A 26937-nucleotide genomic window follows, 5' to 3' on the forward strand; every position below is an offset into this window, starting at 1 on the left:
CTGTATCCGTTTATAAACCCCTCGTGTTTCCGCAAGGCGACAAGACGATGCCTGCGCGGCGGCCTTCGGCATATGCCGACGGGGCACAGTGACTGCACGGCGTGAGGGGGGAGCGCGGTATGCGGCAGCGGACACCGGGGGAAGGGCGAGAGCCCGTGGCCGTCCTGCTGAGTCCGCGGCCCGCCGTGGTGGCGGCCGCCCGCCGTGCGGGCGTGCGCACCGTCGTGGTCGCGCCGGGTCCATCGGTGCCGTCCGACCGTGAGGGGGCGGAGCGGCGGGTACGGACGGACTGGCGCGACCACCGGCACCTCGTGGGAGCCGTCGGCCGGCTGGCGGCGGTCCGCCGCGGCCACGCCGCCGTCTTCGGCTTCGACGCCGCCGGAGCGCTGGCGGCCGCCCGCGCCAACGAGGAGCTGGGCCTGCCCGGCACCCCCACCGCGGCCGTCACCGCCCTCATGGACAAAGCCGCCCTGCGCGCCCGCTCCAACAGCCTGCACCCCGCCCGCCCCGTCTCCTTCGCCCGCTGCGGCCGCGCCGCTCTGCTGCCCTTCCTGGCCACCCTGATCGGATATCCCTGCGTCATCAAGCCCCGCGCGGGCGCCGACGGCGAGGGGGTGCGGCTCGTCAGCGACGCGGACGGGGCGCACAGCGCGGCCCAGGGCTATCCCGAGGTCACCGACCTCATCGTCGAGGAGTTCCTCGAAGGCCCGGAACTTTCCGTCGAGGCCCTCTCCCAGGACGGCCGCCACCGCGTCCTCGGCTGGACCCGCCGGCTGACCGGCCCCGGCCTCGCCCCCCTCGGGCACGAGCTGCCGGTGACCCTGGACCCGCGGACCGCCGAGGCCGTACGGGCCCTCGTACGCGGCGTCCTGGACCTCGCCGGACATCGCGACGGCCCTTCGCACACCGAGGTCATCCTCACCTCGCGCGGCCCCCGCCTGGTCGAGGCCCACGCCCGGCCCGGGGGCGAGGAGTTCACCCGGCTGCTGCGGCTCGGCCAGGGCACCGACGTCCTGGCCCTCGCGCTCGCCACCGGGCTCGGCCTGCCCGGCCCGGTGCGCATCCCGCGCGCCGCGCACGCCGGGCTGCGGTACGTGGACTTCCCGCCCGGCCGCCGCCTCGACGGGGTCCGCCCGCGGCTCGCCGCGGCGCGCTCGGTGCCGGGCGTGGTCCGGGTGCAGTTGCAGATCCCGCCGGACGCCGTCGTCCACCGGGCCCCGACGGGGGCGCTGCACCACGCGTACGTCCTGGCGAGCGCACCGACGGCCGGTTCCCTGGCCCGCACGCTCACCCGCGCCGCGGGCCTGCTCGGCGAGCCCTCGGAGCGCCGGACGCGTCAGCCCGAGGGCGGCTTCGCGTAGTCGCCGAATCCGGCCCAGTCCACGATGACGCAGGGCTCATCGCCCACGGTCCAGGCGTCGTGGCCGGGCGCCGCCTGCATGAAGTCGCCGGCACCCACTTCGGCGCTCTCCCCGTCATCCATGACGATCTTCATGCGGCCGCTCACGACGTATCCCGCGTGAGCCGCCTGGCAGCTGTCCGTACCGGCCAGCGGCTTGACGTGCTCCGACCAGCGCCAACCGGGCTCGAACACCGCGCGGCCGACGGGGCCGCTTTCCGTCTGGAGCAGGTCCAGCCTGCCCTTGCCGGCCTCGAACGGGCGTGTCTCGTCCGCCGCGTCGAAGCCCCTGCTGATCAGACCGGGCATGGTCATCGCCTCCCGAAGAGAAGCCCCCGAGTCCTGGTTCTCCTCCTCACTCTACGCTTGGGCGGCCCGCCGGATCCGGCCCCTCAGCGCCGCAGCAGCCGGCCGTAACCGGAGGCCAGCGGCATCCGCAGGCCCAGCGGGGGCGGAGCGGCGAGCGCGTCGGTCACCGGGCGGGAATAGCGGCCGGAGAAGACGGAGCCGAGCACGAAGTCCACCGCCAGGGCGACCACTTCGGCCTGGTGCTCGCGCAGCCCGTGCCCGTCCGAGTGCACCTCGAACCGGCACGTCGAGCGGTTGGCCTTCTTGGCCCGGGCCGCCAGCAGGAAGGACGCCTCCGGATCGCTCCTCGCGTCGTTGGTGCCGTGCACGATCAGGACCCGCCGGCCGGCCAGCTGCTTCACCGGTTCGGGCTGATCAGAGCCCGCCGCCCCGTCCAGGCAAGGGGACAGGGCCAGAACCGAGTCGACGGCGTCGTGCCCCGCCGCCCGCAGCGCGGTGCGGCCTCCGGCGTCGTAGCCGGCGAGGCACACCGGCACGTCCCCGTACCGCCGGACCACCTCGTCCGCCGCCCACCGCGCCTGCTCCTCGCGGGAGGAGCCGCCGCCGTGGACGACGGTGTGCGTGACCAGCCCCTCCGCCCCGCCCGCCCGGGCCAGTGCCCGCGCGAGCGGACGCACCGGACCGGGGGAGAATCTGGACGCCCCGGGAAGCAGGAGCACCACACCACTGACCGTCGAGCCCGAGCCGTTCGCGCCGGCTGCCCGCCCCAGGCGGGCACCGCGCGCCGGCGGCGCATGCTGTGCCATGCGCTGATTTTGGCAGGAGTCGCCCGCTGTGTGCCCGGCCCGGAACGGACTTCTTTCGTGGGCGCGGTCCGGCCACGGCGGCGGGACGGGCGCCGCGGGCCCCCGACGCCCACGACGCCCACGACGCCCACGCGGCCCACGCGGCCCACGACGCCCACGCGGCCCACGAGGTCAACGATTGGATATCGACCCGCCGTACGGACGGTGCTCTACGCGCGTAGGAGCTAGAGTGCCTAGATGACGAGCGAGACCTCCAACCTGCCGACCCCGGATCAGATCCGCCGCGCCCCGAAGGTGCTTCTGCACGATCACCTCGACGGTGGACTGCGCCCCGGGACCATCATCGAGCTGGCCCGCGACGCCGGCTACGAGAACCTCCCCGAGACCGACGCCGACAAGCTCGGCATCTGGTTCCGGGAAGCCGCCGACTCCGGCTCCCTCCCGCGCTATCTGGAGACGTTCGCGCACACCTGCGCCGTCATGCAGACGAAGGCGGCCCTCTTCCGGGTCGCCGCCGAGTGCGCCGAGGACCTGGCCGAGGACGGCGTGGTGTACGCCGAGATCCGCTACGCCCCCGAGCAGCACCTGGAAGCCGGTCTGACCCTCGAAGAGGTCGTCGAGGCGGTGAACGAGGGCTTCCGCGAGGGGGAGCGCCGGGCGAAGGCCAACGGCCACCGCATCCGCATCGGCGCCCTGCTCACCGCGATGCGCCACGCCGCCCGCGCACTGGAGATCGCGGAGCTGGCCAACCGCTACCGCGACAACGGAGTGGTCGGCTTCGACATCGCCGGCGCCGAGGCCGGGTTCCCTCCCACCCGCCACCTGGACGCCTTCGAGTACCTCAAGCGGGAGAACAACCACTTCACCATCCACGCCGGCGAGGCCTTCGGCCTGCCGTCGATCTGGCAGGCCCTGCAGTGGTGCGGCGCCGACCGCCTCGGACACGGCGTGAAGATCATCGATGACATCGAGGTCGCCGCCGACGGTTCGGTGAAGCTGGGCCGCCTGGCCTCGTACGTACGCGACAAGCGCATCCCCCTGGAGATGTGCCCGACCTCGAACCTGCAGACGGGCGCGGCCCTCTCGTACACCGAGCACCCGATCGGCCTGCTGCGCAAGCTGCACTTCCGGCTCACGGTCAACACGGACAACCGGCTGATGAGCGGTACCAGCATGAGCCGCGAGTTCGAGCACCTGGTCGAGGCCTTCGGCTACTCCCTCGACGACATGCAGTGGTTCACCGTCAATGCGATGAAGTCCGCGTTCATTCCTTTCGATGAACGACTTGCCATGATCAACGACGTGATCAAGCCGGGTTATGCGGAGCTCAAGTCGCAGTGGCTGTTCCAGCAGACCGCTTCGACCAGCGGTTCTGTCTCGGCCTAGAGCAAGGCGTGAGGGATCTGAGGCGCCCGGGAGGGTAATTCCCGGGCGCTTTCTCATATTTAAGTATGTTTGCGGGCTGGGGTTTGAAGTGACTAGTTTGCGGAGCCGCTCAATTCCCCGTCGCAAGGACAATTCTTCATGAAGCAGTCAGCTGCCAAGACCCTCGGTGTCGCCGCCCTCGGCGCCGCCTTCGCCGCCGTCGCCGCCGGCAGTGCCTCGGCCGCCGTTCCCGCGATCGGTGTCACGGACGCGCTGAGCACCGTCACCGGTGCGACGCAGTCGCTCACCAGCCAGCAGAGCGTGGGCGCCGAGGAGGGCGAGACCCAGGCGAGCGACCCGGCCGCGGCCCTCGGTCCGGTGACCGGCCTGCTCGGCGGTCTGCCGACCAGTGGCCTCGGAGCCTGATCCGTACCGCTTGATCCGTGCCGCGATCCGTACGCGGTTCGTACGCGGTCCGTACGCGTGCACGCGTGGCGCACACCGCTTCGACCAGGTGTGCGCCACGTCGTGCCGTGTGCCACGATCGCCCCCAACTGCCCGCCGACGCACGGGGTATGAGGTCTCGGTCATGCGCATGAAGACACGAGCGACACTGGTCGCGACGCTCCCCGTCCTGGTCCTCACGGCAGTGGGATGCGGCGGTACGGACACCCCCGCGGCAGGCAGGACCCCGGACCCCAAGGGCTCGGCGGCGGGCCACGCCTCGGGCGCGCCCGGCGCCCCGGCCGCCTCCGCCGCGCCGAAGACCGGCGGGACCAGGCTGGAGCGGGCCGCGCTCGAACAGGGCGACCTGTCGGGCTATCAGATCTCCGCCCAGGGCAAGAACCCGAACGCCCCCGACGGCCAGCCGCAGGCCGACCGCAAGGCCTGCCAGCCCCTGGCCGACATCATGGGCGACAAGCCGGATCCGGCGGCCCGCGAGACCGTCAACCGGGGCATCGGCTCCCAGAAGCAGGTCGGACTGGCCGTCTCCGCCTCCGTCAGCTCGTACACCGAGAGCGACGCCAAGGCACTGATCGCCCGACTGAAGGCCGCCGTACCCGCCTGCGGAACGGGATTCACCGCCAAGGTCGAAAAGCAGACCGGCAGCTACCGCGACGTGCGGCCCGCCTCCTACGAGAGCGCCGGCGACGAGACCGTCAGCTGGACCACGACCGCGTCCGCCCAGGGCGCCTCGGCGCAGGTGCACCTGGTCGTCGTACGCGAGGGTGCCACTGTCGTACGGCTGATGGCGCTCAACGTCGCGGCGGCCGGGCAGAAGGCGCTGGTGCCGCGGGAAGTGGCGGACAAGCAGCTGGAGAAGGTCCGCCAGGCCCGCTGACGGCCCGCGCGCCACCGGGACACCACTCGGTCATGACGCGGTCATCAGGCGCGGGCCTGAGGCGCGGTGGTCAGGCGCGGTCGCCCGGTGATCAGAGGCGATGCGGCGATCACCAAGCGGCCGGGGAAGCGGACTTCTCGTTGGGCAGCAGCAGCCACAGCGCCAGGTAGACCAGGAACTGCGGGCCGGGCAGCAGGCACGAGACGACGAAAATGGTGCGCATCGTGCCGGCGGACATTCCGAAACGCCGGGCCAGAGCGGCGCAGACGCCGCCGATCCAACGACCGTCACGGGGGCGGACGAGGGCGCTCATGTGATTCTCCTTATTTCGGGATCGCTGCTCGCGCTCGCTGCTCGAACCAGCACAGCTCGCGATGCCTCAATACTCGCGCGGAACCGCCGAAAGCACCTCGGTCCAGGGGCCGAGCGCGACCCTGGTAATTCTCGGGGTGGGCCCCTGAGAAACCGCGAGTGAACGCCGCAGGCGGGCGCGCAGGGCCGGTACGACGGCCACGTGCGCGAGCACCATCCCGGCGGTGTTCAGCAGGAGCGAGTCCACATCGGCCACCCGGCCCGGGACGGCGGTCTGGAGCAGTTCGATGCTCAGCGAGAGCAGCAGCCCGGCGGCGGCGGTCCGGGCCAGCGAGGACCAGGCCGCCAGCGGTGACGGCGCGAGCCGCCCGCTCACCATGGGCAGCAGCACCCCCAGCGGGGCGAGCAGCGCCAGCCCCTCGCCGATCCGCCGGGCGGCGCCCAGCGGCCCGTAGGCGAGGTCGGCTCTGATCCCCTCCAGCGGCGTCAGGTTCGCGGCCGCCGTCCAGGGGACGTCCAGGGGCCGCAGGGTCAGCCACCCGACGACGAGGAGATGGGCGGCCAACAGGGCCCCGGCCAGGAGCCGGGCCCGGAATCGGATGGCGGTGGCGGCGCTGCCGCCTGCCTCATGACGCTGCACACGGGCGAAGACGCACCATCCGGCGGCCCCGGTTCCGCCCCCAAGGGTGTGTGGCGCGGAGCACGTGGCGGAAGGGCCGGCAGTCCGGTCAGCAGGGTGCGAGTACGCCGTCGAAGAGGCGGCAGCCGGTCAGCAGGGTGCGAGTACGCCGTCGAAGGGCCGGGGGCGGTCACAACGGCGGCTTGACAGCCTCATGAGGAGGTGGCGAGGAGGGCGATCAGGAGCACCGCCCCGGTCACGGCAGGCACGATGATCTCGTACGCCCAGCGCACCCTCACGCTGCCCTGGGCGCCGGCCCGGGAGGCGCCGCGCTCGGCCAGTTCCCGCAGCTCGTCCACGACCCGGTCGGCCCCGGCCCGCTGGGGCCCGACCGGCTCGGCGCTGGGAGCGCCCGAGGTGGACAGCCCGCGGCCGGTGAGGCCGCCGCGGCGGCTGAGCTGCTGCCGGGACGCCTTCTTGCGTTCGCGCAGCGAGACGGGGACGGCCCAGAGCTGGTACTTCGACCCCTCGGCGAGGACCTCCGCCGAGTACCCGGCGCGCACCGCGTCCACGGCCGCCCAGGGCAGCTCGATCACCCGGAAGGGGTTGCGTACGCGCATCCGGTCGTCATTGGCGAAGACGGCCGGGCGGATCGTGAACGCCGCGGTCAGCGGCAGCGCGAACAGTGCGATGGCGAGCGCGACCCACGGGGTGCTCCCCGAACCGCGCACCACGGCGTCCCCGCAGAGCCACACGGCCAGGGCGAGCAGCAGTACCCCGGTGACGACGGCCATGGAGGAGCGGTAGACCCGGTCGTCGTAGACGGGCTCATCGGCGGGCTGCTGGCTGCTCATGCGGTCGATTCTGCCGCACGCCGTCCCAGCCCACGAGATCGGCGTACAGGATGATGTTGTCGGGCCGGTGGCCGTCCGTGATCTCCCCGCCGCAGGTGATGACGCGCAGCTCCGGGCGGGCGGTGTCCCCGTACACCTTGGCGGTGGGGAACCGCTTCTTGTCGACCTGTTCCAGCTCGCGCACCCGGAAGACGGCGGCGGTGCCGTCCGCGCGGGACACGGTGACCTCGTCACCGACGCGGATCCTGGAGACGTCCTTGAGCACGGCCGGACCGCGGGCGGTGTCGAAGTGGCCGATCAGTACGGCGGGTCCGGTCTGGCCGGGGGTGACGCCCTTCGTGTACCAGCCGATCTTGTCCGCATCCGCCACCGAGGGCACCTCGACGGTGCCGTCGGCCTCCAGGCCGAGGCCGAGCACGGGGGAGGCGTCGACGCCGGCCGCGGGGATCCTCACCCGTACGGGCGACGACGCGGGCAGGGGCGTGGCGGCCGCGGCCGGGGCCGGGGGCGACGCGGGGGCGGAGGTCGCGCCGATGTGCGGCGCCGGGGCGGCGGGCGACGCCGGTGCCGTGGCGCCGCCGCACCCGCTGACGCCGGCCAGGGCGAGGAGGGCGGCGGCGAGAACCGTGCCACGGGCGGCGCGGCGGGACGGACGGGCCATGGGGAGCTCCTGGTACGGAACCGGCGGGCCACCGGGAGGCGGCCCGCCGGGGGAGGAACGGGGAGGAACGGAGAGGTGCGCCGAGGCGTCAGCGCTGCGTGGCGCGGGCGCGGCGGCCGCGGTGCAGTACGAACGCTCCGAGCCCGGCGACGATCGCGGCGAGCCCGGTGCCGGCCAGCGCGGTGGTCGAGTCGTCGGTGTCCGCGGCGGTGACATCGGCGCCCGCCGCCACCCCGCCCTTGGGCAGGACGGAGGTCTGGCCGGTGGTCTGCGGCTGGGGAGCGGCGGACGGCTTCACGGACGGCTCGGCGGACGGCTTCGGCTTCTCCGTCGGCTTGGGGTCCGGCTGCGGCTTCTCGGTCGGCTTCTGGAGGGTGTAGTCGTAGCCGCAGCCCGTGCGGAGCTTCGGGAAGGCCTGGTGGCCGAACGGCATGTCACCGCCCTGGACCTTCCATTCGAGGACGGGCTGGGCGGAGCTCGGGTTCAGGATGCGGGCGACGATCCCCGCGTCCGCGGGCAGGCTGGGCGCGGTCCGGGTCAGCGTCGCCCAGGCCTTGTCGGTGCCGGCCGTGGACAGCTCGGCCTGCGGACCCTTCGGAGAGGTCGTCAGCAGGGCTTCGATGCCCGCGCCGAGGGACACCTGCACCGGCCCGGTCACGCACTCGGACCCCTGGCCCTTCGGCAGCGGGTAGGAGGTGCTCTTGCCGTCCTTGGTCACGACGAGGGTCTGGACGTGCTCCGTCTCGCCCGCGACGAGCTCCAGCTTCAGGCCGGCGACCGAGCCGGTTCGGTGCTCGTGGTCCAGGACCGTCATGACGGGGCCCATGTAGTCGTCGCCCGGCTTCCAGTCCGGGGAGACGGAGCGGATCCATGCCTCGGGGCCCTCGGACTTGTAGCGCAGCACTGCGACCAGGCCCTTGTCGATGGAGACGGGCGTACCGGAGTGGCGGTCGGGGACGGAGGCGGGAGCGGCCGCTGCCGTGCCGAGCGGGGTGGCCGCGAAGGCGGTGCCCGCGGCGGGGGCGAGGAGGGCACCGGCGATGACGGCGGTGGCGATGGCGGAACGGACGGCGGTACGCATAACGACTCCTTGGAGCAGGTTTCGGAAGAGCGGAGAGCCGCATGCCGCGTTGTCTCTGTCGGGTGTTCGTCCGGTGAGGTTCTGGCGGGCTGCTGAGGACAAATCTAATGATCTCGCATGGGCGGACGGTGCGCTTCCTGTCATGAACGTGTAACGCAGGGTGGAGGTGTCGATGCGGTAGCGGATCTCGGCAGGGCGCAGATGTCGATTCCGTAGCGAATCCCGGCAGGGGGGTGACACGTCGCTACGCGCGTAGATATGCTCATCTGGTGACCATGCCCACCACCCTCACCGCATTCGCTGACGTGACGGCGTCCGACAGTGCGCTGCGCCGCTTCCTGCACGGGCTGCCCGGCGTCGACGCCGTCGGCCTGGAAGCCCGCGCCGCCTCCCTCGGCACCCGCTCGATCAAGACGACGGCCAAGGCGTACGCCATCGACCTGGCCATCTCGATGATCGACCTGACGACGCTGGAAGGCGCGGACACCCCGGGCAAGGTCCGGGCGCTCTCCGCCAAGGCCGTCCATCCCGATCCGACCGACCGCACGACGCCGACGACCGCCGCCGTGTGCGTGTACCCCGACATGGTGGCCACCGCCAAGGCGGCCCTGAACGGCGCCGACGTCAAGGTGGCCTCCGTCGCGACCGCCTTTCCCGCCGGCCGCGCCGCCCTGCCCGTCAAGCTCGCGGACACGGCGGACGCCGTCGCCGCCGGCGCCGACGAGATCGACATGGTCATCGACCGTGGCGCCTTCCTCGCCGGCCGCTACCTGGAGACGTACGAGCTGATCAAGGCCGTCAAGGAGGCCTGCGTCCGCCCCGGGGGCACCTCCCAGACGGAGTCTGGGGGAGGGAGCGCCGCCCGCCTCAAGGTCATCTTCGAGACCGGCGAGCTGTCGACCTACGACAACATCCGCCGCGCCTCCTGGATCGGCATGCTCGCGGGCGCCGACTTCATCAAGACGTCGACCGGCAAGGTAGGGGTCAACGCCACCCCCGCCAACACCCTGCTCATGCTCGAAGCCGTACGCGACTTCCGGGCGCAGACTGGAATCCAGATCGGCGTGAAGCCGGCCGGCGGCATCCGTACGACCAAGGACGCGATCAAGTTCCTGGTCCTGGTCAACGAGACCGCGGGCGAGGACTGGCTGAGCAGCCACTGGTTCCGCTTCGGCGCCTCCAGTCTGCTCAACGACCTGCTGATGCAGCGCCAGAAGCTGAGCACCGGCCGTTACTCCGGTCCCGACTACGTGACGGTGGACTGATCACCATGGCATCCGCATTCGAGTACGCACCCGCGCCCGAGTCGCGCTCGGTCGTCGACATCGCCCCCTCCTACGGGCTGTTCATCGACGGCGAGTTCAGCGAGGCCGCCGACGGCAAGGTCTTCAAGACCGTCAGCCCCAGCAGTGAAGAGGTCCTCGCCGAGGTCGCCCGGGCGGGCGCCGCCGACGTGGACCGCGCCGTCAAGGCCGCCCGCAAGGCCTTCGAGAAGTGGTCGGCGCTGCCCGGTTCCGAGCGCGCCAAGTACCTCTTCCGCATCGCCCGGATCATCCAGGAGCGCAGCCGCGAGCTGGCCGTCCTGGAGACCCTGGACAACGGCAAGCCGATCAAGGAGACGCGCGACGCGGACCTCCCGCTGGTCGCCGCGCACTTCTTCTACTACGCCGGCTGGGCCGACAAGCTCGGCCACGCCGGCCACGGCCCGAACCCGCGCCCCCTCGGCGTCGCCGGCCAGGTCATCCCGTGGAACTTCCCGCTGCTGATGCTCGCGTGGAAGATCGCCCCGGCGCTCGCCACCGGCAACACCGTCGTCCTGAAGCCCGCCGAGACCACGCCGCTCTCCGCCCTCTTCTTCGCGGACATCTGCCGCCAGGCCGGGCTGCCCAAGGGCGTCGTCAACATCCTCACCGGTTACGGGGACGCGGGCGCGGCCCTCGTCGGCCATCCGGGCGTCGACAAGGTCGCCTTCACCGGATCGACGGCGGTGGGCAAGCAGATCGCCCGTACCGTCGCCGGTACCGACAAGAAGGTGACGCTGGAACTGGGCGGCAAGGGCGCCAACATCGTCTTCGACGACGCCCCGATCGACCAGGCCGTCGAAGGCATCGTCAACGGCATCTTCTTCAACCAGGGCCAGGTCTGCTGCGCCGGCTCGCGCCTGCTGGTCCAGGAGTCCATCCACGACGAGCTGCTCGACTCCCTCAAGCGCCGCCTGACCACGCTGCGTCTGGGCGACCCTCTCGACAAGAACACCGACATCGGCGCGATCAACTCCGCCGAGCAGCTCGCCCGGATCACGGCGCTCGCCGAGACCGGTGAGGCCGAGGGCGCCGAGCGCTGGTCCCCCGCCTGCGAGCTGCCGTCCGCCGGTTACTGGTTCGCCCCGACGCTTTTCACCAACGTCACCCAGGCGCACACCGTCGCCCGCGACGAGATCTTCGGCCCGGTGCTGTCCGTACTGACCTTCCGCACGCCCGACGAGGCCGTCGCCAAGGCCAACAACAGCCAGTACGGCCTCTCCGCCGGCATCTGGACGGAGAAGGGCTCGCGCATCCTCGCGGTGGCGGACAAGCTCCGCGCGGGTGTGGTGTGGGCCAACACCTTCAACAAGTTCGACCCGACCTCGCCCTTCGGCGGTTACAAGGAGTCGGGCTTCGGCCGCGAGGGCGGCCGCCACGGCCTGGAGGGCTACCTCGATGTCTGACACGTCCGAACAGCAGCGGCTCCAAGTCTTCAAGACCTACAAGCTGTACGTGGGCGGCAAGTTCCCGCGTTCTGAGAGCGGCCGGGTGTACGAGGTGACGGCTAAAGCAGCAGGCAGTGGCGCGGCGGGCCAGGGCAAGTGGCTGGCCAACGCCCCGCTGGCCTCCCGCAAGGACGCGCGCGACGCGGTCGTCGCGGCCCGCAAGGCCTTCGGCGGCTGGTCGGGCGCGACCGCGTACAACCGCGGCCAGATCCTCTACCGCATCGCCGAGATGCTGGAGGGCCGCAGGGAGCAGTTCGTCCGCGAGGTCGGCGAGGCGGAGGGCCTGTCCAAGTCCAAGGCGGCGGCGGTCGTGGACGCGGCCATCGACCGCTGGGTCTGGTACGCGGGCTGGACCGACAAGATCGGCCAGATCGTCGGCGGGACCAACCCGGTCGCGGGCCCTTTCTTCAACATCTCCACCCCCGAACCCACCGGTGTGGTCGCGGTCGTCGCCCCGCAGGCGTCGTCCTTCCTCGGACTGGTCTCCGTGGTGGCTCCGGTGATCGCAACGGGCAACACCGCCGTCGTCATCGCGAGCGAGAACGCCCCGCTGCCCGCGCTCTCCCTGGGCGAGGTGCTCGCCACCTCCGACCTGCCCGGCGGCGTGGTCAACATCCTGTCCGGCAAGGCCGCCGAGATGGGGCCGCACCTGGCGTCCCACCAGGACGTCAACGCGATCGACCTGGCCGGGGCCGACGCGGCCCTGGCCAAGGAGCTGGAGATCGCCGCGGCCGACAACCTCAAGCGCGTGCTGCGTCCACAGCCTGTGGACGACTGGCGCGCCGACCCGGGCATCTCGCGCATGACGGCGTTCCTGGAGACCAAGACGGTCTGGCACCCGACGGGTTCGCTGGGCGCGGGCGGCTCCTCGTACTAGCTCCTGCCACGAGCGGCTCCGCGTAGAGCGGCGCCCCACGGAACCGGCCCCGGCAGCGTCCCCCGCGCTGCCGGGGCCTTTCCGTACCCGCCGGGCCCCGGCGGCCGCGTCCCCGCCTACTTCGCGGCGCCGGGGAGCAGCGGGCCCACGAGCGAGGAGGCCGTGGCGGCGGGCAGCTCGCCGATCGAGGAACCCCGCGTCAGGCTGCCGGTGACCATGTTCGTGCCGAGCGAGGGGAAGTCCGCGACCTTGGTGGCGACTCCGTTGTCCAGGGGATCCACGCCGGTGTTGGCCAGCGGGTTCACCTTGAGGCCGGTCAGGGGATCGGCGACCCCGGACAGGGCCGCCGGTACCGACAGTTCGCCGGCCTGTGCGCCGTCGGCAGCCATGGCCAGGGCCGCACCGGCCATCGAGAGGGTCAGGCCGGCGGTGCGGAGCCGGTTCGGTTGTGAAGGGGCTGCGTGACGTGCCATGAGGATCCCGCCTGTGGTCGTAGTCGCGTGCGCACGCAGCGTAGTTGACATGTGATCCTGGATACCAATGGGGCATCCGGAGGATCGCCTGCGCGGGGGAATGGTCCACACTGGTGTCCCGTGAGCCGTCCCTCTGCTTCTCCGACCCGAGTCGTCCTGCTGACCGGTCCGTCGGGCTCCGGAAAATCCTCCCTGGCCGCCCGGTCCGGGCTGCCCGTGCTGCGCCTCGACGACTTCTACAAGGAGGGTGACGACCCCACCCTCCCGCTCGTCGCCGGCAGCTCGGACATCGACTGGGACTCACCCCTGTCCTGGGACGCGGGGGCGGCGGTCGACGCGATCGCCGCACTGTGCGCGTCGGGGCGGACGGAGGTGCCGGTGTACGACATCTCCACCTCCTCGCGGACCGGCACCGAGACCCTGGACATCTCACGGGGCCCGCGCACCCCGCTGTTCATCGCGGAGGGCATCTTCGCCGCAGACATCGCGGCGCGCTGCCAGGAGCTGGGGCTGCTGGCCGACGCGATTTGCCTGCGGGGGCGGCCCTCGACGACCTTCCGGCGACGGCTGGCGCGGGACCTGCGCGAAGGGCGCAAGTCGGTGCCGTTCCTGCTGCGCCGGGGCTGGCGGCTGATGCGGGCCGAGCGGGGGATCGTGGCCCGGCACACCGCGCTGGGCGCCCACGCGTGCGGCCGTGACGAGGCCCTGGGCCGCCTGGCCGCCGCCGCGGCGGGCCGCCACCGCACCGCCGCCGCCCCGGTCTAGCCGCCCGCTCCTCCCTGCCCGGGCCCGCGCCTCAAACGCCGGCGGGGCTGGATTCGGTCTGCCGGTGCGGCGCCGTCGCGGGGCGCTGCCCCCGGGCCCCCGCGCCTCAAACGCCGGCGGGGCTGAGTGTGTGGCCGGGCTGGGTGTGCGGCGGGCGCGGATGTGCGGGCGGGCTGGGTGTGGGGCCGGGCACCGGTTTTTGCTGCTGGGCCCGCGGATGCGAAAAGGCGGGATCAGGCGGACCCCCGGCCGCTTGATCCCGCCTTCTCCCCCCGTGACCCCCGTCCCACCCCCGTAGGACGGGCCCCCCGGCCCGATGGCTCTTGTACGCGCACTCCGCGCGTTACGCGACGAGTTCCTCGAAGGACTCCGCCTCGTCGTGACCGAAGCTCAGCGCCTCGTCCTCCCGCAGGCGCCGCAGCGAACGCCAGATGCTCGACTTCACGGTGCCGACGCTGATGCCGAGGATCTCCGCGATCTCCGGGTCCGTGCGGCCCTCGTAGTAGCGCAGCACCAGCATCGTGCGCTGCGGCTCCGGGATGCGGGCCAGCGCCTGCCACAGCACCGCGCGCAGCTCCGTACCGCGCATCGCGTCCGTGTCGGAGGCCGTCTCCGGGAGCTCCTCCGTCGGGTACTCGTTCAACTTCCGCCGGCGCCACGCGCTGATGTGCAGGTTCGTCATCGTGCGGCGCAGGTAGCCGCCGACGGCCGCCTTGTCGCTGATCCGGTCCCAGGCGCGGTACGTCGAGAACAGCGCGCTCTGCAGCAGGTCCTCCGCCTCGTAGCGGTCACCGGTGAGGTGGAAGGCCGTCGCGTACAGGGCGGACCGGCGCTCCTGGACGTACGCCGTGAACTCCGCCTCCGCGGCACCGGAGGGGGAGGTGCGCTGCGCCGGTACGGCGGCGGGCTGCCGGTAGGTGTTCGCGTCGATGGCCACGACGTGCGCCGGCCGGGTGCGGGCGGCCGACGCCGTACGCACACCTGCCCGGCGGTTCACATCGTGCAGCCGCGTGACGACCGCGCTGGTCGTGGTGCTGTGCAGCGTGTCCATCTCGCGCCCCCCGTCGTGGAGTCTGCTTCGGTTCCGTTGTTCCGTTCGCTGGTAGAAGACTGCCCCTCCGAGATAACCGGCGTGTCCGTCGACTGTCACAGGGCTGTCACAGCGGCCGGGAACGGATCCGCCGCGCCCGGCGGTCGAAGTCCCAACGGCCGATGGGACAGAATGAGCCCGTGCCCTTCCTGTTGCTGATCGAGGACGACGACGCCATCCGCACGGCCCTCGAACTCTCCCTGTCCCGCCAGGGCCACCGTGTGGCCACCGCGGCGACGGGCGAGGACGGCCTGAAACTGCTGCGCGAGCAGCGGCCGGATCTGATCGTGCTGGACGTGATGCTGCCCGGGATCGACGGTTTCGAGGTGTGCCGGCGGATCCGCCGCACCGACCAGCTGCCGATCATCCTGCTCACCGCGCGCACCGATGACATCGACGTGGTCGTCGGTCTGGAGTCCGGAGCCGACGACTACGTCGTCAAGCCCGTCCAGGGCCGGGTCCTCGACGCCCGCATCCGGGCCGTGCTGCGCCGCGGCGAACGCGAGTCCAGCGATTCCGCGAGCTTCGGCTCCCTGGTCATCGACCGGGCCGCCATGACGGTGACGAAGAACGGGGAGGACCTCCAGCTCACCCCGACGGAGCTGCGGCTGCTGCTCGAACTCAGCCGCCGCCCCGGTCAGGCGCTGTCCCGGCAGCAGTTGCTCCGCCTGGTGTGGGAGCACGACTACCTCGGCGACTCGCGCCTCGTCGATGCCTGCGTGCAGCGGCTGCGCGCCAAGGTGGAGGACGTGCCCTCCTCGCCCACCCTCATCCGTACGGTCCGGGGCGTCGGCTACCGCCTGGACTCCCCGCAGTGATCCCCTCGCCGCGCGCGGGCCGCCGCTGGACCAGCCTGCGGCTCCGGCTCCTCGTGGTGTTCGCGCTGGTCGCCCTGACGGCCGCCGTCTCCGCCTCCGGCATCGCGTACTGGCTCAACCGGGAGGCGGTCCTCACCCGTACCCAGGACGCCGCCCTCGGCGACTTCCGCCAGGAGATGCAGAACCGGGCCGCGGCGCTGCCCGCCGACCCGACCCCCGAGGAGATGCAGCGCACCGCCGAGCTGATGGCGGGCAGCAGCCCCGGCTACAGCGTGCTGCTCGTGTTCGAACGCAAGGACGGCCGTGAGCTGTTCGGCGCGGCGGGCCCCGACGCCTTCGGGCTGGGCGACGTACCGAAGTCCCTCCAGCACGCGGTGAACGACCGGCAGAAGACGACCGCGGCGAACGACGCCGAATACCACATGTACTGGCAGCGCACGAAGCGGCGCGGTACTCCGTACCTGGTCGGCGGGACGCGGATCGTGGGCGGCGGGCCGACGGGCTACATGTACAAGTCCCTCGCGCAGGAGCGCGACGACCTGAACGCGCTCGCCTGGTCGCTGACCATCGCGACGGGGCTGGCGCTGCTCGGATCCGCGCTGCTAGCGCAGGCCGCGGCGCGTACCGTACTCAAGCCCGTGCAGCGCCTGGGCGATGCGGCGCGGCGCCTCGGCGAGGGCGAGCTGGACCACCGGCTGGACGTGTCGGGGACCGACGAACTGGCCGACCTCTCGCGGACCTTCAACAAGACGGCGGAGGCGCTGGAGAAGAAGGTCGCGGACATGAGCGCGCGGGAGGAGTCGAGCCGGCGCTTCGTCGCGGACATGTCGCACGAACTGCGGACGCCGCTGACGGCGTTGACGGCGGTGGCCGAGGTGCTGGAGGAGGAGGTGGACGACCTCGATCCGATGATCGCACCGGCGGTGGCGCTCGTCGTCAGCGAGACGCGGCGCCTCAACGACCTCGTGGAGAACCTGATGGAGGTCACCCGCTTCGACGCGGGCACGGCCCGGCTGGTGCTCGACGACGTGAACGTCGCCGACCAGGTCACCGCCTGCATCGACGCGCGGGCCTGGCTCGACGCCGTCGAACTGGACGCGGAACGCGACATCGTGGCGCGGCTCGACCCGCGCCGGCTCGACGTCATCCTGGCCAACCTGATCGGGAACGCGCTCAAGCACGGCGGCTCGCCGGTACGGGTGTCGGTCGCCGTGGAGGGGGAGTGGCTGATGATCACGGTGCGGGACAACGGGCCGGGCATCCCCGAAGACGTCCTGCCGCACGTCTTCGACCGGTTCTACAAGGCGAGCGCGTCGCGGCCGAAGTCGGACGGGAGCGGGCTCGGCCTGTCCATCGCCATGGAGAACGCGCACATTCACGGCGGCGACATCACCGCCGCCAACGCGCCTGACGGCGGGGCGCTGTTCACGCTGCGGCTGCCGGTGGACGTGGGGAAGGTGATCGCGCGTGAGCAGGCGTAGGGCGGTATGGGCGGCGCTGGGGCTGCTGGCCCTGTCGGGGTGCGGGATCCGCGCCACGACGGTGCCCGTGGACGTGGGTCCGGCGCCCTCGCGGGTCTCGTGCGACACGCCCGCGCCCCCGGCGGGGCAGAGCGGGGTGCAGGGCTTCCGGGCGACGGTGGAGCTGATCTGCGGATCGCAGTTGGTCGGGGTGGACCGGGTGGTCCCGGTACCCGAGAAGAGGGTCCTGCGGGACCCCGTGGCGCTGGTCGCGCAGGCGCTGCTGGAGGCGCTGGAGCGGCCGCCGTCCGCGGAGGAGCGGGACGCGGGCTTCACCACCGGGGTCCCGGCCGGGCTGACGGCGGTCCCGCCGCGGGCCGGCGACCCGGCGGGCACGGTCCGGCTGAGCCGCAAGCCGGAGGACCTGCCGCCGGTGGCGCTGTCGCAGATCGTGTGCACGCTCGCGGGCAGCGACGCGGTGTCGGCGGGGCCGGGACCGGTGGTCCTGGGCGGCCCGGACGCGGATCCGCCGCGGGCCTGGGAATGCACGGACGCGGTCCGCTCCCGCCCGGAGTCGGTCCCGACGCTGGGCGAGATCGTCCGCCCTTCCGCGACGCCTTCCTGACGCCCCCGTACGGAAGGCCCGCGCACTGTGGCGCCCCGCGCTGTGGCGCCCGCACTGAAGCGCCCGCGGACGGCGGCGCCCCGCGCTGAAGCGCCCCCGCCCGCCCGGCCGGGGGCCGAGCCGTGCGGGGGCGCTTCAGTGTGCGAGGGACGCTTCGAGCGGGCCGAGAGCCGCGCCACCCCCTCCTAAATGCCGGCCGCCGCCGCGAGGTCCTTCTTGATCGCGTCCAGGACCTCCTGGCCGCGGGTGCGGGCGGAGGCGAGGTCGGAGGCTTCCGCCACCGGGACCACCACCTCCAGGTAGCACTTCAGCTTCGGCTCCGTGCCCGAGGGGCGCACGATCACCCGGGCCTTGTAGTCGCCCTCCAGGTAGTACCGCAGCCCGTCCGTGGGCGGGAGGGACTCCGTGCCCCGGCTCAGGTCCTGCGCCGAAGTGACCCGCAGGCCCGCCAGCGCCACCGGCGGCTCGGCGCGCAGCGCCGCCATCGCCGAGGCGATGACCGACAGGTCCGAGACGCGGACCGACAGCTGGTCGGTGGCGTGCAGGCCGTGGGCCATCGCCAGGTCGTCCAGCAGGTCGGTCAGGCTGCGGCCCTGCTCCTTGAGCTCCGAGGCCAGCTCCGCCACCAGCAGGGCGGCGGTGACGCCGTCCTTGTCGCGGACGCCCTCGGGGTCCACGCAGTAGCCGAGCGCCTCCTCGTAGCCGTAGCGCAGGTCCTGCACGCGGGCGATCCACTTGAAGCCCGTGAGGGTCTCCTCGTAGCCGACGCCCGCGGCCTCCGCGATCCGCCCGAGGAGGGAGGACGAGACGATCGACTCGGCGAAGACGCCCCGCGCGCCCTTGTGCACCAGGTGGGCGGCGAGCAGCGCGCCGACCTCGTCGCCGCGCAGCATCCGCCAGCCCGAGGCCGCCGCGTCGTCCGGGACGGCCACCGCGCAGCGGTCCGCGTCCGGGTCGTTCGCGATCACGATGTCCGGGTTCACCCGGGCCGCCGTCGCGAAGGACAGGTCCATCGCCCCCGGCTCCTCCGGGTTCGGGAAGACCACCGTGGGGAAGGCCGGGTCCGGCTCCGCCTGCTCGGCGACCAGCACCGGCGCCGGGAAGCCGTGCCGGGCGAAGGCCGCCATGACGACGTCCTTGCCGACGCCGTGCATGGCCGTGTAGACGGTGCGCACGGTCCGGGGGGATCCGGGGGTCAGGACGGCGTCCGTACGGGCCAGGTACGCCTCCAGGACCTCGTCGCCGAGCTCTTCCCAGCCCGACTCCGGACGGGGGACGGAGGCGAGGGCCTCGACGCGGGCGATCTCCGCGGCGATCTCGGTGTCCGCCGGGGAGACGATCTGCGAGCCGTCGCCCAGGTAGACCTTGTAGCCGTTGTCCCGGGGCGGGTTGTGGCTGGCCGTGACCTCGACGCCGGCGACGGCGCCCAGGTGCCTTATGGCGTACGCGAGGACGGGCGTGGGAAGCGGGCGGGGCAGGACGGCCGCGCGCAGCCCGGCGCCGGTCATCACGGCGGCGGTGTCGCGGGCGAAGTCCGGCGACTTGTAGCGCGCGTCGTAGCCGACGACGACCAGGCCGCCGGCGTGTCCACCGGCCTTGAGGTAGGCGGCGAGGCCCGCCGCGGCCCGGATGACCACGGCGCGGTTCATCCGCATCGGGCCCGCGCCCAGCTCACCGCGGAGCCCGGCGGTGCCGAACTGGAGCATGCCGGAGAAGCGGTCCGACAGCTCCGCCGTGTCGCCGGCCTCGATGAGGGCGGCGAGTTCCCGCGCCGTCTCCGGATCCGGGTCCTCCGCCAGCCAGGCCTGGGCCCGGGTGATCAGGTCGTCCTGTTGCTGCACTGCTTCCGCCTTACCTCTCGTACCTCTCGTGCCTCTCGTACGGTCACTCAGATGCGGGCGAGGACCTGTGTGAGCAGCTTGCCCATGCGCGCGGCCGAATCACGCCCGGCCTGGAGTACCTCTTCGTGGTTCAGCGGCTCGCCGGACAGGCCCGCGGCCAGGTTGGTGACCAGGGAGATGCCGAGCACCTCGGCGCCGGCCTCACGGGCGGCGATGGCCTCCAGCACGGTGGACATGCCGACGAGGTCGGCTCCCATCACGCGGATCATGTTGATCTCGGCCGGGGTCTCGTAGTGCGGCCCGGGGAACTGCACGTAGACGCCCTCTTCGAGGGACTCGTCGATCTCCTTGCACAGCGCGCGCAGGCGCGGCGAGTAGAGGTCGGTGAGGTCCACGAAGTTCGCGCCGATGATCGGCGAGGTGGCCGTCAGGTTGAGGTGGTCGCTGATCAGCACGGGCTGGCCGGGCTTCATGCCCTCGCGCAGACCGCCGCAGCCGTTGGTCAGGACGACGGTCTTGCAGCCGGCCGCCACGGCGGTGCGTACGCCGTGGGCGACGGCGGCGACGCCGCGGCCCTCGTAGTAGTGGGTCCGGCCGAGGAAGAGCAGCGCGCGCTTGTCGCCGATCTTGTACGAGCGGATCTTTCCGCCGTGGCCCTCGACGGCGGGCGGCGGGAAACCGGGCAGCTCGGTGACGGGGAATTCGGCCTCGGGGGCGCCGAGAGCCTCCGCGGCGGGGGCCCAGCCGGAGCCCATGACGAGGGCGACATCGTGGGTTTCGGCGCCGGTGAGCTCACGCAGGCGCGCGGCGGCGGCGTCGGCGGCGGCGAGGGGATCGGTAACAGTTGCGTTCACGCGGACGAGCGTAACCGCTCCCGGCCTACGCGCGTAGATGGCACAGCTCACGGTGTTCGGATCGTTGTCTTGTCGTTTCCGACCAATGGTCCGCCCGTGGTACGGGGCCGGGGTGGCGGCCGGGCCGGGCTGTGGCGGCGCCGCTACCGGTCGGGCACTGCCCCGCCGCCCGCGCCTCGCACGCGGGGCGCGGCCGGATCCGGTCACCAGCGCCTGGATCCGTTCAGCAGGGGCGCTTGCGGAGCTCCATCACGTAGTCGTGGGGGGCGCCCGCCGATTCGGCGGCGTCGGCGATCTCGCCCAGGTAGCGCGCCGAGGGCAGACCGCCCTCGTAGCCGTTCAGGACGTACACCCAGGCGGCTTCCTCGCCGTCCAGGGTGTGGACCCGGATGCGCATCCGGCGGTAGATGTCGAGCCCGACGCCCTCCCAGCGGTCCATCGAGTCCTCGTCCAGCGGGGCGATGTCGTAGAGGGCGACGAAGACCTGGTGGCGCGGGGCTTCGACCACCGTGGCGAGCGCCCCCTCCCAGCCCATCTGCTCGCCGCCGAAGGTCAGCCGCCAGTCGTTGATCCAGCCCGTGCCGCGCAGCGGCGAATGGGGAGCGCGGCGCGTCATCAGCCGCGGGTCGAGGTTGCCGGCGTACGCGGCGTAGAGCGACATGAGGTCGAGGGTACGGGAGGGGCGGCGGTCACGGCGTGCCCGGATGGGCGGACCGGGCGCGAAGCACCTTGAAGCGTGCGGGACAATGGAGCACGGAATGCATCCCCCGGGGAGACCCCCCGGATCGCCGGCCGGGACGGCAGCCGGCCGGGTAGACGTGAGGCGGACTTTTCGTGACCCGGATCGTGATCATCGGCGGTGGCCCCGGCGGCTATGAGGCGGCCCTGGTAGGGGCCCAGCTCGGCGCGGAGGTGACCGTCGTGGACTGCGACGGTCTGGGAGGGGCCTCGGTCCTGACCGACTGCGTGCCCTCCAAGACCCTCATCGCGACCGCCGAGGTGATGACCACCTTCGACTCCTCGTACGAGGAGCTCGGCATCGTCGTCGCGGACGACACCCCGCACATCGAGCAGGCCGCGCGCGTCGTCGGCGTGGACCTCGGCAAGGTGAACCGGCGTGTCAAACGCCTCGCGCTCGCCCAGTCGCACGACATCACCGCCTCCGTCACCCGGGCGGGCGCCCGCGTGCTGCGCGGGCGCGGCAAGCTGGGCGGCCCCCAGGGCATCGACGGGACCCGGGACGTCATCGTCACCGCCGCCGACGGTTCCGAGACGATCCTGACCGCCGACGCCGTGCTGATCGCGACCGGCGGACACCCCCGCCAGATCCCGGACGCGATGCCCGACGGGGAGCGCATCCTGAACTGGACCCAGGTCTACGACCTGGAGGAGCTCCCGGAAGAGCTCATCGTGGTCGGCTCCGGTGTGACCGGAGCCGAGTTCGCCGGGGCCTACCAGGCCCTCGGCTCGCGCGTGACCCTGGTGTCCTCCCGCGACCGCGTGCTGCCCGGCGAGGACCCGGACGCGGCCGCCGTCCTGGAGGACGTCTTCCGCCGCCGCGGCATGAACGTCGTCGGCCGCTCCCGCGCCGAGTCCGCCAAGCGGGTCGGCGACCGGGTCGAGGTCACCCTCTCCGACGGCCGCGTCCTGACCGGCACGCACTGCCTGATGGCGGTCGGCGCCATCCCGAACACCAACAACATGAACCTGGAGGAGTCCGGGGTCCGGCTCAGGGAGTCCGGGCACATCTGGACCGACAAGGTCTCCCGTACGTCGGCGCCCGGCGTGTACGCCGCCGGAGACGTCACCGGCGTCTTCGCGCTGGCCTCCGTGGCCGCCATGCAGGGCCGCATCGCGATGTACCACTTCCTGGGTGACGCGGTGACCCCGCTCAACCTGAAGACGGTCTCCTCCAACGTCTTCACCGACCCGGAGATCGCGACCGTCGGCTACACCCAGTCCGACGTGGACTCCGGCAAGATCGACGCCCGCGTGGTGAAGCTCCCGCTGCTGCGCAACCCGCGCGCCAAGATGCAGGGCATCCGGGACGGCTTCGTGAAGCTGTTCTGCCGCCCCGGCACCGGCATCGTCGTGGGCGGCGTGGTCGTGTCGCCCCGGGCGAGCGAGCTGATCCACCCGATTTCGATCGCGGTCGACAACAACCTGACGGTCGAGCAGATCGCAAAAGCGTTCACCGTGTACCCCTCCCTGTCGGGTTCGATCGCCGAGGTGGCACGCCAGCTGCACACGCGCAAGGCCGCCGGGGAGGCGTAGGCGCCCCGAACCGCCCCGCCCCGCAAGGGGATTGGGGCGGTTCGCCGTCCCGTGCCGAGACGTTCGCCCAGCCGATCGACCGCGTATACCACTAGTCGCCCCGCCGTATGGACAACTTCGGTAATCCGGTGCAAGGAGCTGAAAGGAGACGGTCGTTGGCGTTACTGTCAGTTTCGTGTTCGCTGCAGAACGTCGCCAATTGATCCTCGAAATGGTGCGGGCCAACGGAGCGGTATCGCTCCGGGAGCTCGCCCGCGTCGTCCAGACCTCCGAAGTGACCGTACGGCGGGACGTGCGGGCACTGGAGGCAGAAGGACTCCTCGACCGCCGGCACGGCGGTGCGGTCTTGCCGGGCGGTTTCACGCGGGAGTCCGGCTTTCCGCAAAAGTCCCATCTCGCGACGGCGGAGAAGACCGCCATCGCCGATGTCGCGGCCGGCCTCGTGGAAGAGGGCGAAGCCATCGTCGTCGGCGCGGGCACCACGACCCAGGAGCTGGCCCGCCGGCTCGCCCGGGTGCCCGGCCTGACCGTGGTCACCAACTCGCTGCTCGTCGCACAGGCCCTGGCCCATGCCAACCGGGTGGAGGTGGTGATGACCGGCGGCACCCTGCGCGGGTCCAACTACGCGCTCGTCGGCAGCGGAGCCGAGCAGTCCCTCCAGGGGCTGCGGGTCTCCCGCGCCTTCCTCTCGGGGAGCGGTCTGACCGCCGAGCGCGGGCTGTCCACGTCCAACATGCTCTCCGCGAGCGTGGACCGGGCGCTGGTGCAGGCCGCCGGGGAGGTGGTGGTGCTGGCCGACCACACGAAGCTCGGCACCGACACCATGTTCCAGACCGTCCCGACCGACGTCATGACCCGCCTGGTCACGGACGAACCGCCGCCGCACGACGACCGGGCGGCGACGGAGCTCCAGGCGCTGGCCGACCAGGGCGTGCAGATCACGGTGGCGGGCGGCCCGTCCGCCTCCGGCCAGGTGGACGGCATGCAGGGCCGCCGCCCCCGCCGGGACTCGCCGCTGCCGGTGCAACGCCGCGGCGGCCCTCCGCTCCGCAGCGCGGGCGCCCTCCCGGACCAGCCGGGCGGCGAACGAGCCCGCGTGGCGGACCTCCGCCGGCGCTGAGAGCGGGCCACGCATGCGAAGGGCCCCGTCGGAATTCCGACGGGGCCCTTCGTGTCGTTACGGTCGTTCGCCTCCCGAGGGGCCGTAGTTCGCGGTCAGCGTCGCGGCGTATCCGTCCGGGAGGCCGTTACGCCAGTAGGCCTGCGCGAGGTAGGAGTCCAATGCCTCAGACACCTCAAGGACGGGCCCGAACCGTTCGCGCCATTCATCGCGTGCCGCCGGGCTGGGGAAGCCGCGGAATACGGCGACCTCGCAATCCCTTTCGCCCCAGCACCCCCATTTCCCGAAAGCACCGGTGACGGTGATGACGTCCGCCGAGATGGCGATCGTTCCCATGATGTCCTCGCCACCCGGCTCGTGACCGATCGCGGCCCAGTAGTCGTCCACGCTGGCATCGACGGACAGGGACACGGCCGGGTACACCCCGTGTTCCGGAAGGTAGTACGTATCGCAGTCCGGCGAGAGGACCAGCAGTTCGACATGTTCGTCGCCGTGCCACCGCGCCATCGCGCAGAGCGCCGGCCAGAATTCCGGGTCGAAGACCGCATCGAACTCACTGAAGAGCGTGTCCCCCGCGATCTCCTTGAAGACCTGGCCGGGCAGCCTGGCCGCAAGGTCGAAGGTGGCTGCGCCATGGGATCGGACTGTCAGATACCCGTTGCGATCGATCGAGGTCGAGCCTCCATCCGTCACTAGTCGTCACCCAACCTGATCTTGAGGTCGGCCTTCTTCTCGTGCGGCATCTTGAAGTCCGCCGTCCACCCGTCAACGCTCTTGGCCTTCGCCCGAAGGAAATACTGTGACCCGTCCTTCACGATCTCGATCGTGGTTGGACTCCTGTCGATGCCAGTCCACCCGCTTGCTTCGAGATTCGCCGCGAACTCCATGGGGCCCACATCCGTGGTTACGTTCCGCATGCGGGCCTTGGCTTCGGTCGTGTCCTTGTACTGCGACGCCGTTCGGCAGTTGTTGTTGTGGACGAGGACCGGGGTGTCCTCCGCCAGCACGTAGTAGGTGTGGAGGTTGCCGACGGTCAGATTGTGGACCGTGGTGGAGGGGGCCATCCACCGTTTGACCGCGGCTATCTGGACGTACGCGCCGGAGCCGGTCTTGAGCCACTCGCCCGTGTCGAGGTCCGTCGCGTCGACCCACTCGCCGAGTTCCTCGACCCAGAAGGGGTGGCCGGCGGTCGCGGTGCCCGAGGCCTCAGCGGTTCCCCTGTCACCGTCGATGCCGATGGTGACCTGGACCAGCTTCTTGTCACCGTGCCCGATGATCTCGCCCGCGACCGTCTCGGCACCGGCCTCGCCGGTCTGCGGGTCGGCGGCCCGGACGCTGTCACCGATCTTGACGTCCTCGATCGGCTTGGTGCTGCCGTCCGCCATCAGGACCTTCGTACCGGGTAGGAAGCTGTTGTTCTCACAGCCCGGGGAAGTGCCGGAGTTCTTGGACTTCGCAGCGCCCGCGCCGCTTTCGGAGTCGTCCTGACCGCCGCCGTCGGAGGCCTTGTTCGACTTCTTCGGGGCGTCGCCCTTCTTCGTCTGCGAGGACTTCGACGCCTTGCCGTCGCTGTCGGCCTTCTTGGACTTCGTCGCCGAGGCCTTGCCCTGCCGGGCCGCCGTCGCCCTGGCCTCGTCGGCCTTCTTCGCCGCCGCGGCCGCCGCCTCCTGTGCGGCTCTTCGGGCCGCCGCGGCTTCCTCCAGTTTTCTCGCGCGTTCGGCGGCTTCCTCTACCTGGCGCTTCCACTCGGCCAGGTCCTCGGCGTACTTCGCCATCGCCTGCTGGTAGCGCTCGACCCGCCGAAGGATGTCGCGAGCCAAGGAGAGCTTCTGCGACCAGCTGTTGAAGGCCTCCCAGGCCCGTTCCAGGGCATGGAGTATCCGCTTGGCGCGCCCCGCCATGGGCAGTGCCGCGTCCAAGGCGAGTCCGGCGCAGGCGCCCCACGAGCCGCCGAGGCAGTCGCGGATGTCGTTGTAACCCGAGGCGTCCTTCAGGATGCCCATCGCGATTTCGAGCGCGACGTCCAGGGCGCTCTTGCCCTGGATCATCTTTGCCCAGGCCGCCTCGGCCTCCGTGAAGTCCTTGATCGGCATCGTGGGAGGTGCGATCGACAGGCCGCTGGGGTCGCTGAACGTCACCGGCGAGTTGTTCGCGTAGACGTACGGGTTCATCTGTTTGGGCTCGCTGTAGTCGACGATGGGGTCGACCGACAGGAACCGGCCCGTTGCCGGGTCATATTCACGAGCGCCCAGATGGACGGTTCCAATGGACTCGTCGATCTCTCCGCCGACGAAGCCCTTCTTGCCCGGCCACACGGACGGGGCCGCGCCGCGCACCTCGCCGTACGGGGTGAACTTGCGGCGGGTGACCGCCGAGGTGCTGGCGTCCACCGCCGTGGTCCCCGTGCCGTTCTGGTCGCCTATCAGGTACGACGTCGTGATGACGCCGTCCTTGGCCGTCTTGACCATCGTCGGGCCGGCCGGGTGGGCGTAGGAGCGCGTGCTCTCCAGCTTGCCCGCCGCCGTGAGCTTGACCTCGGTGCCCGGCAGGTACAGCGTGGTGCCGGTCTTGTCACGTTTGATCAGGCGGTTGCCGCCGGCGTCGTAGACGAACCCGGTTGAGTCCGTGCCCTTCGTGACCTTTTCCAACTGGCCCGTGCTGTTCCAGTCCAGGGTCTGCGTGTCGCCCTGGATGGTTCGGGTCTTGGTGTTGCCCGCCGCGTCGTACGTGTACGACTCGGTGCGCGAACCGCCCGGTCCGGTGGTGTCGACCTTTTTCAGGCCGTTGGCGGCGGCCTGTCCGGGCGTGCCGTAGGTGTAGGCGCGGGTGACGTCCTTGGTGAGGTCACCGGTGGGGGAGTGCTGGATCTCCTTCGTGCGGTTGCCGGCCGCGTCGAAGCTGTACGAGTTCCAATACGGGTTTACGGGTTCGGGCCGCCGACCTGGGGCTTGGAACCGGGGCCGGACGCATTCGGCTGAGCTGCGCAGTCGTCCGTCGCCGTCCACGCCTCGTTCATCCGCCGCAGGTAGTCGTACGCGAAGCACTGCACGTCGGCAGTGGCGGCGCCGCCCTCCTTGTCGCTGATCTTGAGGATGTTGCCGACGGCGTCGTAGTTGAACGTCGTGTCGTTGATCGCGCCCGGTGACTTCTCCTGGCTGTTGACGGTCCGCGTGAGCCGACGCGTCTGCTCGTCGTAGTAGTTCGACGTGCCTGGTAGGAGCGTCGCGCCCGCCCCGCACATGA

At 71.8% G+C, this 26937-nt stretch carries 28 protein-coding genes; 13 read left to right on the forward strand and 15 right to left on the reverse strand.

Annotated features, from left to right (window positions below):
* Window positions 1-155: 155 nt before the first annotated feature.
* Window positions 156-1361, forward strand: coding sequence for an ATP-grasp domain-containing protein (locus ACWDX7_RS01390; RefSeq protein ID WP_451491505.1), 1206 nt, complete (start codon window positions 156-158; stop codon window positions 1359-1361).
* Here ACWDX7_RS01390 and ACWDX7_RS01395 read toward each other — a convergent pair.
* Together ACWDX7_RS01395 and ACWDX7_RS01400 are read right to left on the reverse strand one after the other, a co-directional pair.
* Window positions 1337-1708: a cupin domain-containing protein gene (locus tag ACWDX7_RS01395; protein WP_451491504.1), complete on the reverse strand. Its 372-nt coding sequence runs from the start codon at window positions 1706-1708 to the stop codon at window positions 1337-1339. The two genes, ACWDX7_RS01390 and ACWDX7_RS01395, sit on opposite strands and share 25 nt — an antisense overlap.
* Window positions 1709-1791: 83 nt before the next feature.
* Window positions 1792-2514, reverse strand: a complete 723-nt coding sequence (locus ACWDX7_RS01400; protein ID WP_451491503.1) for an alpha/beta hydrolase — start codon at window positions 2512-2514, stop codon at window positions 1792-1794.
* 237 nt (window positions 2515-2751) lie between these two features.
* Between ACWDX7_RS01400 and ACWDX7_RS01405 the strand changes: the two genes are divergently transcribed.
* The 3 genes from ACWDX7_RS01405 to ACWDX7_RS01415 all read left to right on the forward strand — a co-directional run bounded on the left by ACWDX7_RS01405 (window position 2752) and on the right by ACWDX7_RS01415 (window position 5221).
* Complete coding sequence (locus tag ACWDX7_RS01405) at window positions 2752-3900, forward strand: adenosine deaminase (protein WP_451491502.1); 1149 nt, start codon at window positions 2752-2754, stop codon at window positions 3898-3900.
* 138 nt (window positions 3901-4038) lie between these two features.
* Window positions 4039-4305 carry a hypothetical protein gene (locus tag ACWDX7_RS01410; RefSeq protein WP_451491501.1) on the forward strand — a complete coding sequence of 89 codons (267 nt, stop codon included), beginning with the start codon at window positions 4039-4041 and terminating at the stop codon, window positions 4303-4305.
* A gap of 169 nt (window positions 4306-4474) precedes the next feature.
* Window positions 4475-5221, forward strand: a complete 747-nt coding sequence (locus ACWDX7_RS01415; protein ID WP_451491500.1) for a hypothetical protein — start codon at window positions 4475-4477, stop codon at window positions 5219-5221.
* Between the two features lie 109 nt (window positions 5222-5330).
* Here the strand turns inward: ACWDX7_RS01415 and ACWDX7_RS01420 are convergent, their stop codons facing one another.
* From ACWDX7_RS01420 to ACWDX7_RS01440, 5 genes are all read right to left on the reverse strand, one after another.
* Window positions 5331-5534 (reverse strand): PspC domain-containing protein, encoded by a 204-nt coding sequence (locus ACWDX7_RS01420; RefSeq protein WP_451491499.1) that lies wholly within the window; start codon window positions 5532-5534, stop codon window positions 5331-5333.
* 66 nt (window positions 5535-5600) lie between these two features.
* Window positions 5601-6173 carry a VanZ family protein gene (locus tag ACWDX7_RS01425; RefSeq protein WP_451491498.1) on the reverse strand — a complete coding sequence of 191 codons (573 nt, stop codon included), beginning with the start codon at window positions 6171-6173 and terminating at the stop codon, window positions 5601-5603.
* 191 nt (window positions 6174-6364) lie between these two features.
* On the reverse strand, window positions 6365-7006 hold the full coding sequence (locus tag ACWDX7_RS01430) for a PH domain-containing protein (RefSeq protein WP_451491497.1): 642 nt from the start codon (window positions 7004-7006) through the stop codon (window positions 6365-6367).
* Window positions 6981-7667: a class F sortase gene (locus ACWDX7_RS01435; RefSeq protein ID WP_451491496.1), complete on the reverse strand. Its 687-nt coding sequence runs from the start codon at window positions 7665-7667 to the stop codon at window positions 6981-6983. Before ACWDX7_RS01435 ends, ACWDX7_RS01430 begins: the two co-directional genes overlap by 26 nt.
* A gap of 88 nt (window positions 7668-7755) precedes the next feature.
* On the reverse strand, window positions 7756-8748 hold the full coding sequence (locus ACWDX7_RS01440) for a hypothetical protein (RefSeq protein WP_451491495.1): 993 nt from the start codon (window positions 8746-8748) through the stop codon (window positions 7756-7758).
* 275 nt (window positions 8749-9023) lie between these two features.
* Here ACWDX7_RS01440 and deoC point away from each other — a divergent pair, with 275 nt between their 5' ends.
* The 3 genes from deoC to ACWDX7_RS01455 are packed head-to-tail and all read left to right on the forward strand — an operon-like array spanning window position 9024 to window position 12374.
* Entirely contained in the window at window positions 9024-10013 is a 990-nt protein-coding gene (deoC, locus tag ACWDX7_RS01445; RefSeq protein ID WP_451491570.1) for a deoxyribose-phosphate aldolase, read from the forward strand.
* A 5-nt stretch (window positions 10014-10018) separates the two neighbouring features.
* Complete coding sequence (locus ACWDX7_RS01450; protein ID WP_451491494.1) at window positions 10019-11455, forward strand: aldehyde dehydrogenase family protein; 1437 nt, start codon at window positions 10019-10021, stop codon at window positions 11453-11455.
* On the forward strand, window positions 11448-12374 hold the full coding sequence (locus tag ACWDX7_RS01455; protein ID WP_451491493.1) for an aldehyde dehydrogenase family protein: 927 nt from the start codon (window positions 11448-11450) through the stop codon (window positions 12372-12374). The genes ACWDX7_RS01450 and ACWDX7_RS01455 overlap by 8 nt, the downstream gene beginning before the upstream one ends.
* Window positions 12375-12490: 116 nt before the next feature.
* On the opposite strand, the gene ACWDX7_RS01460 is transcribed toward ACWDX7_RS01455, so the two are convergent.
* Complete coding sequence (locus ACWDX7_RS01460; protein ID WP_451491492.1) at window positions 12491-12847, reverse strand: hypothetical protein; 357 nt, start codon at window positions 12845-12847, stop codon at window positions 12491-12493.
* 54 nt (window positions 12848-12901) lie between these two features.
* On the opposite strand from ACWDX7_RS01460, the gene ACWDX7_RS01465 reads away from it, so the two are divergent.
* On the forward strand, window positions 12902-13612 hold the full coding sequence (locus ACWDX7_RS01465; protein WP_451491569.1) for a uridine kinase family protein: 711 nt from the start codon (window positions 12902-12904) through the stop codon (window positions 13610-13612).
* 343 nt (window positions 13613-13955) lie between these two features.
* Here ACWDX7_RS01465 and ACWDX7_RS01470 read toward each other — a convergent pair whose 3' ends face one another.
* The gene (locus ACWDX7_RS01470) at window positions 13956-14663 is read right to left on the reverse strand and encodes a SigE family RNA polymerase sigma factor (protein WP_451491491.1); all 708 of its coding nucleotides are present in this window, start codon (window positions 14661-14663) and stop codon (window positions 13956-13958) included.
* Window positions 14664-14842: 179 nt separating this feature from the next.
* Between ACWDX7_RS01470 and afsQ1 the strand changes: the two genes are divergently transcribed.
* From afsQ1 to ACWDX7_RS01485, 3 genes are read left to right on the forward strand one after another with little or no spacing between them, the layout of a single operon-like run.
* On the forward strand, window positions 14843-15520 hold the full coding sequence (gene afsQ1, locus ACWDX7_RS01475; protein ID WP_451491490.1) for a two-component system response regulator AfsQ1: 678 nt from the start codon (window positions 14843-14845) through the stop codon (window positions 15518-15520).
* Window positions 15517-17001 carry an ATP-binding protein gene (locus ACWDX7_RS01480; RefSeq protein WP_451491489.1) on the forward strand — a complete coding sequence of 495 codons (1485 nt, stop codon included), beginning with the start codon at window positions 15517-15519 and terminating at the stop codon, window positions 16999-17001. Before afsQ1 ends, ACWDX7_RS01480 begins: the two co-directional genes overlap by 4 nt.
* A complete protein-coding gene (locus ACWDX7_RS01485; protein ID WP_451491488.1) occupies window positions 16988-17605 on the forward strand; it encodes a hypothetical protein in 618 nt (205 codons plus the stop codon). The genes ACWDX7_RS01480 and ACWDX7_RS01485 overlap by 14 nt, the downstream gene beginning before the upstream one ends.
* A gap of 185 nt (window positions 17606-17790) precedes the next feature.
* On the opposite strand, the gene ACWDX7_RS01490 is transcribed toward ACWDX7_RS01485, so the two are convergent.
* The 3 genes from ACWDX7_RS01490 to ACWDX7_RS01500 form a co-directional block, all read right to left on the reverse strand.
* Entirely contained in the window at window positions 17791-19446 is a 1656-nt protein-coding gene (locus tag ACWDX7_RS01490; protein WP_451491487.1) for a phospho-sugar mutase, read from the reverse strand.
* 47 nt (window positions 19447-19493) lie between these two features.
* A complete protein-coding gene (locus ACWDX7_RS01495; protein WP_451491486.1) occupies window positions 19494-20300 on the reverse strand; it encodes a purine-nucleoside phosphorylase in 807 nt (268 codons plus the stop codon).
* Window positions 20301-20523: 223 nt separating this feature from the next.
* Window positions 20524-20961, reverse strand: a complete 438-nt coding sequence (locus ACWDX7_RS01500) for a gamma-glutamylcyclotransferase (RefSeq protein WP_267012594.1) — start codon at window positions 20959-20961, stop codon at window positions 20524-20526.
* A 173-nt stretch (window positions 20962-21134) separates the two neighbouring features.
* On the opposite strand from ACWDX7_RS01500, the gene ACWDX7_RS01505 reads away from it, so the two are divergent.
* Both ACWDX7_RS01505 and ACWDX7_RS01510 read left to right on the forward strand, forming a co-directional pair.
* A complete protein-coding gene (locus ACWDX7_RS01505; protein WP_451491485.1) occupies window positions 21135-22574 on the forward strand; it encodes an NAD(P)H-quinone dehydrogenase in 1440 nt (479 codons plus the stop codon).
* Window positions 22575-22749: 175 nt separating this feature from the next.
* Window positions 22750-23694, forward strand: a complete 945-nt coding sequence (locus ACWDX7_RS01510; protein ID WP_451491484.1) for a DeoR/GlpR family DNA-binding transcription regulator — start codon at window positions 22750-22752, stop codon at window positions 23692-23694.
* 57 nt (window positions 23695-23751) lie between these two features.
* On the opposite strand, the gene ACWDX7_RS01515 is transcribed toward ACWDX7_RS01510, so the two are convergent.
* Genes ACWDX7_RS01515 through ACWDX7_RS01525 form a run of 3 tightly spaced genes read right to left on the reverse strand, consistent with a single transcriptional unit; the run spans window position 23752 to window position 26935 of the window.
* Window positions 23752-24387 (reverse strand): hypothetical protein, encoded by a 636-nt coding sequence (locus tag ACWDX7_RS01515; protein ID WP_451491483.1) that lies wholly within the window; start codon window positions 24385-24387, stop codon window positions 23752-23754.
* Window positions 24387-26699 (reverse strand): RHS repeat-associated core domain-containing protein, encoded by a 2313-nt coding sequence (locus tag ACWDX7_RS01520; protein ID WP_451491482.1) that lies wholly within the window; start codon window positions 26697-26699, stop codon window positions 24387-24389. The genes ACWDX7_RS01515 and ACWDX7_RS01520 overlap by 1 nt, the downstream gene beginning before the upstream one ends.
* Window positions 26615-26935, reverse strand: a complete 321-nt coding sequence (locus ACWDX7_RS01525) for a hypothetical protein (protein ID WP_451491481.1) — start codon at window positions 26933-26935, stop codon at window positions 26615-26617. The genes ACWDX7_RS01520 and ACWDX7_RS01525 overlap by 85 nt, the downstream gene beginning before the upstream one ends.
* Window positions 26936-26937 lie beyond the last annotated feature (2 nt).

Source organism: Streptomyces sp. NPDC003034 (assembly GCF_053591375.1).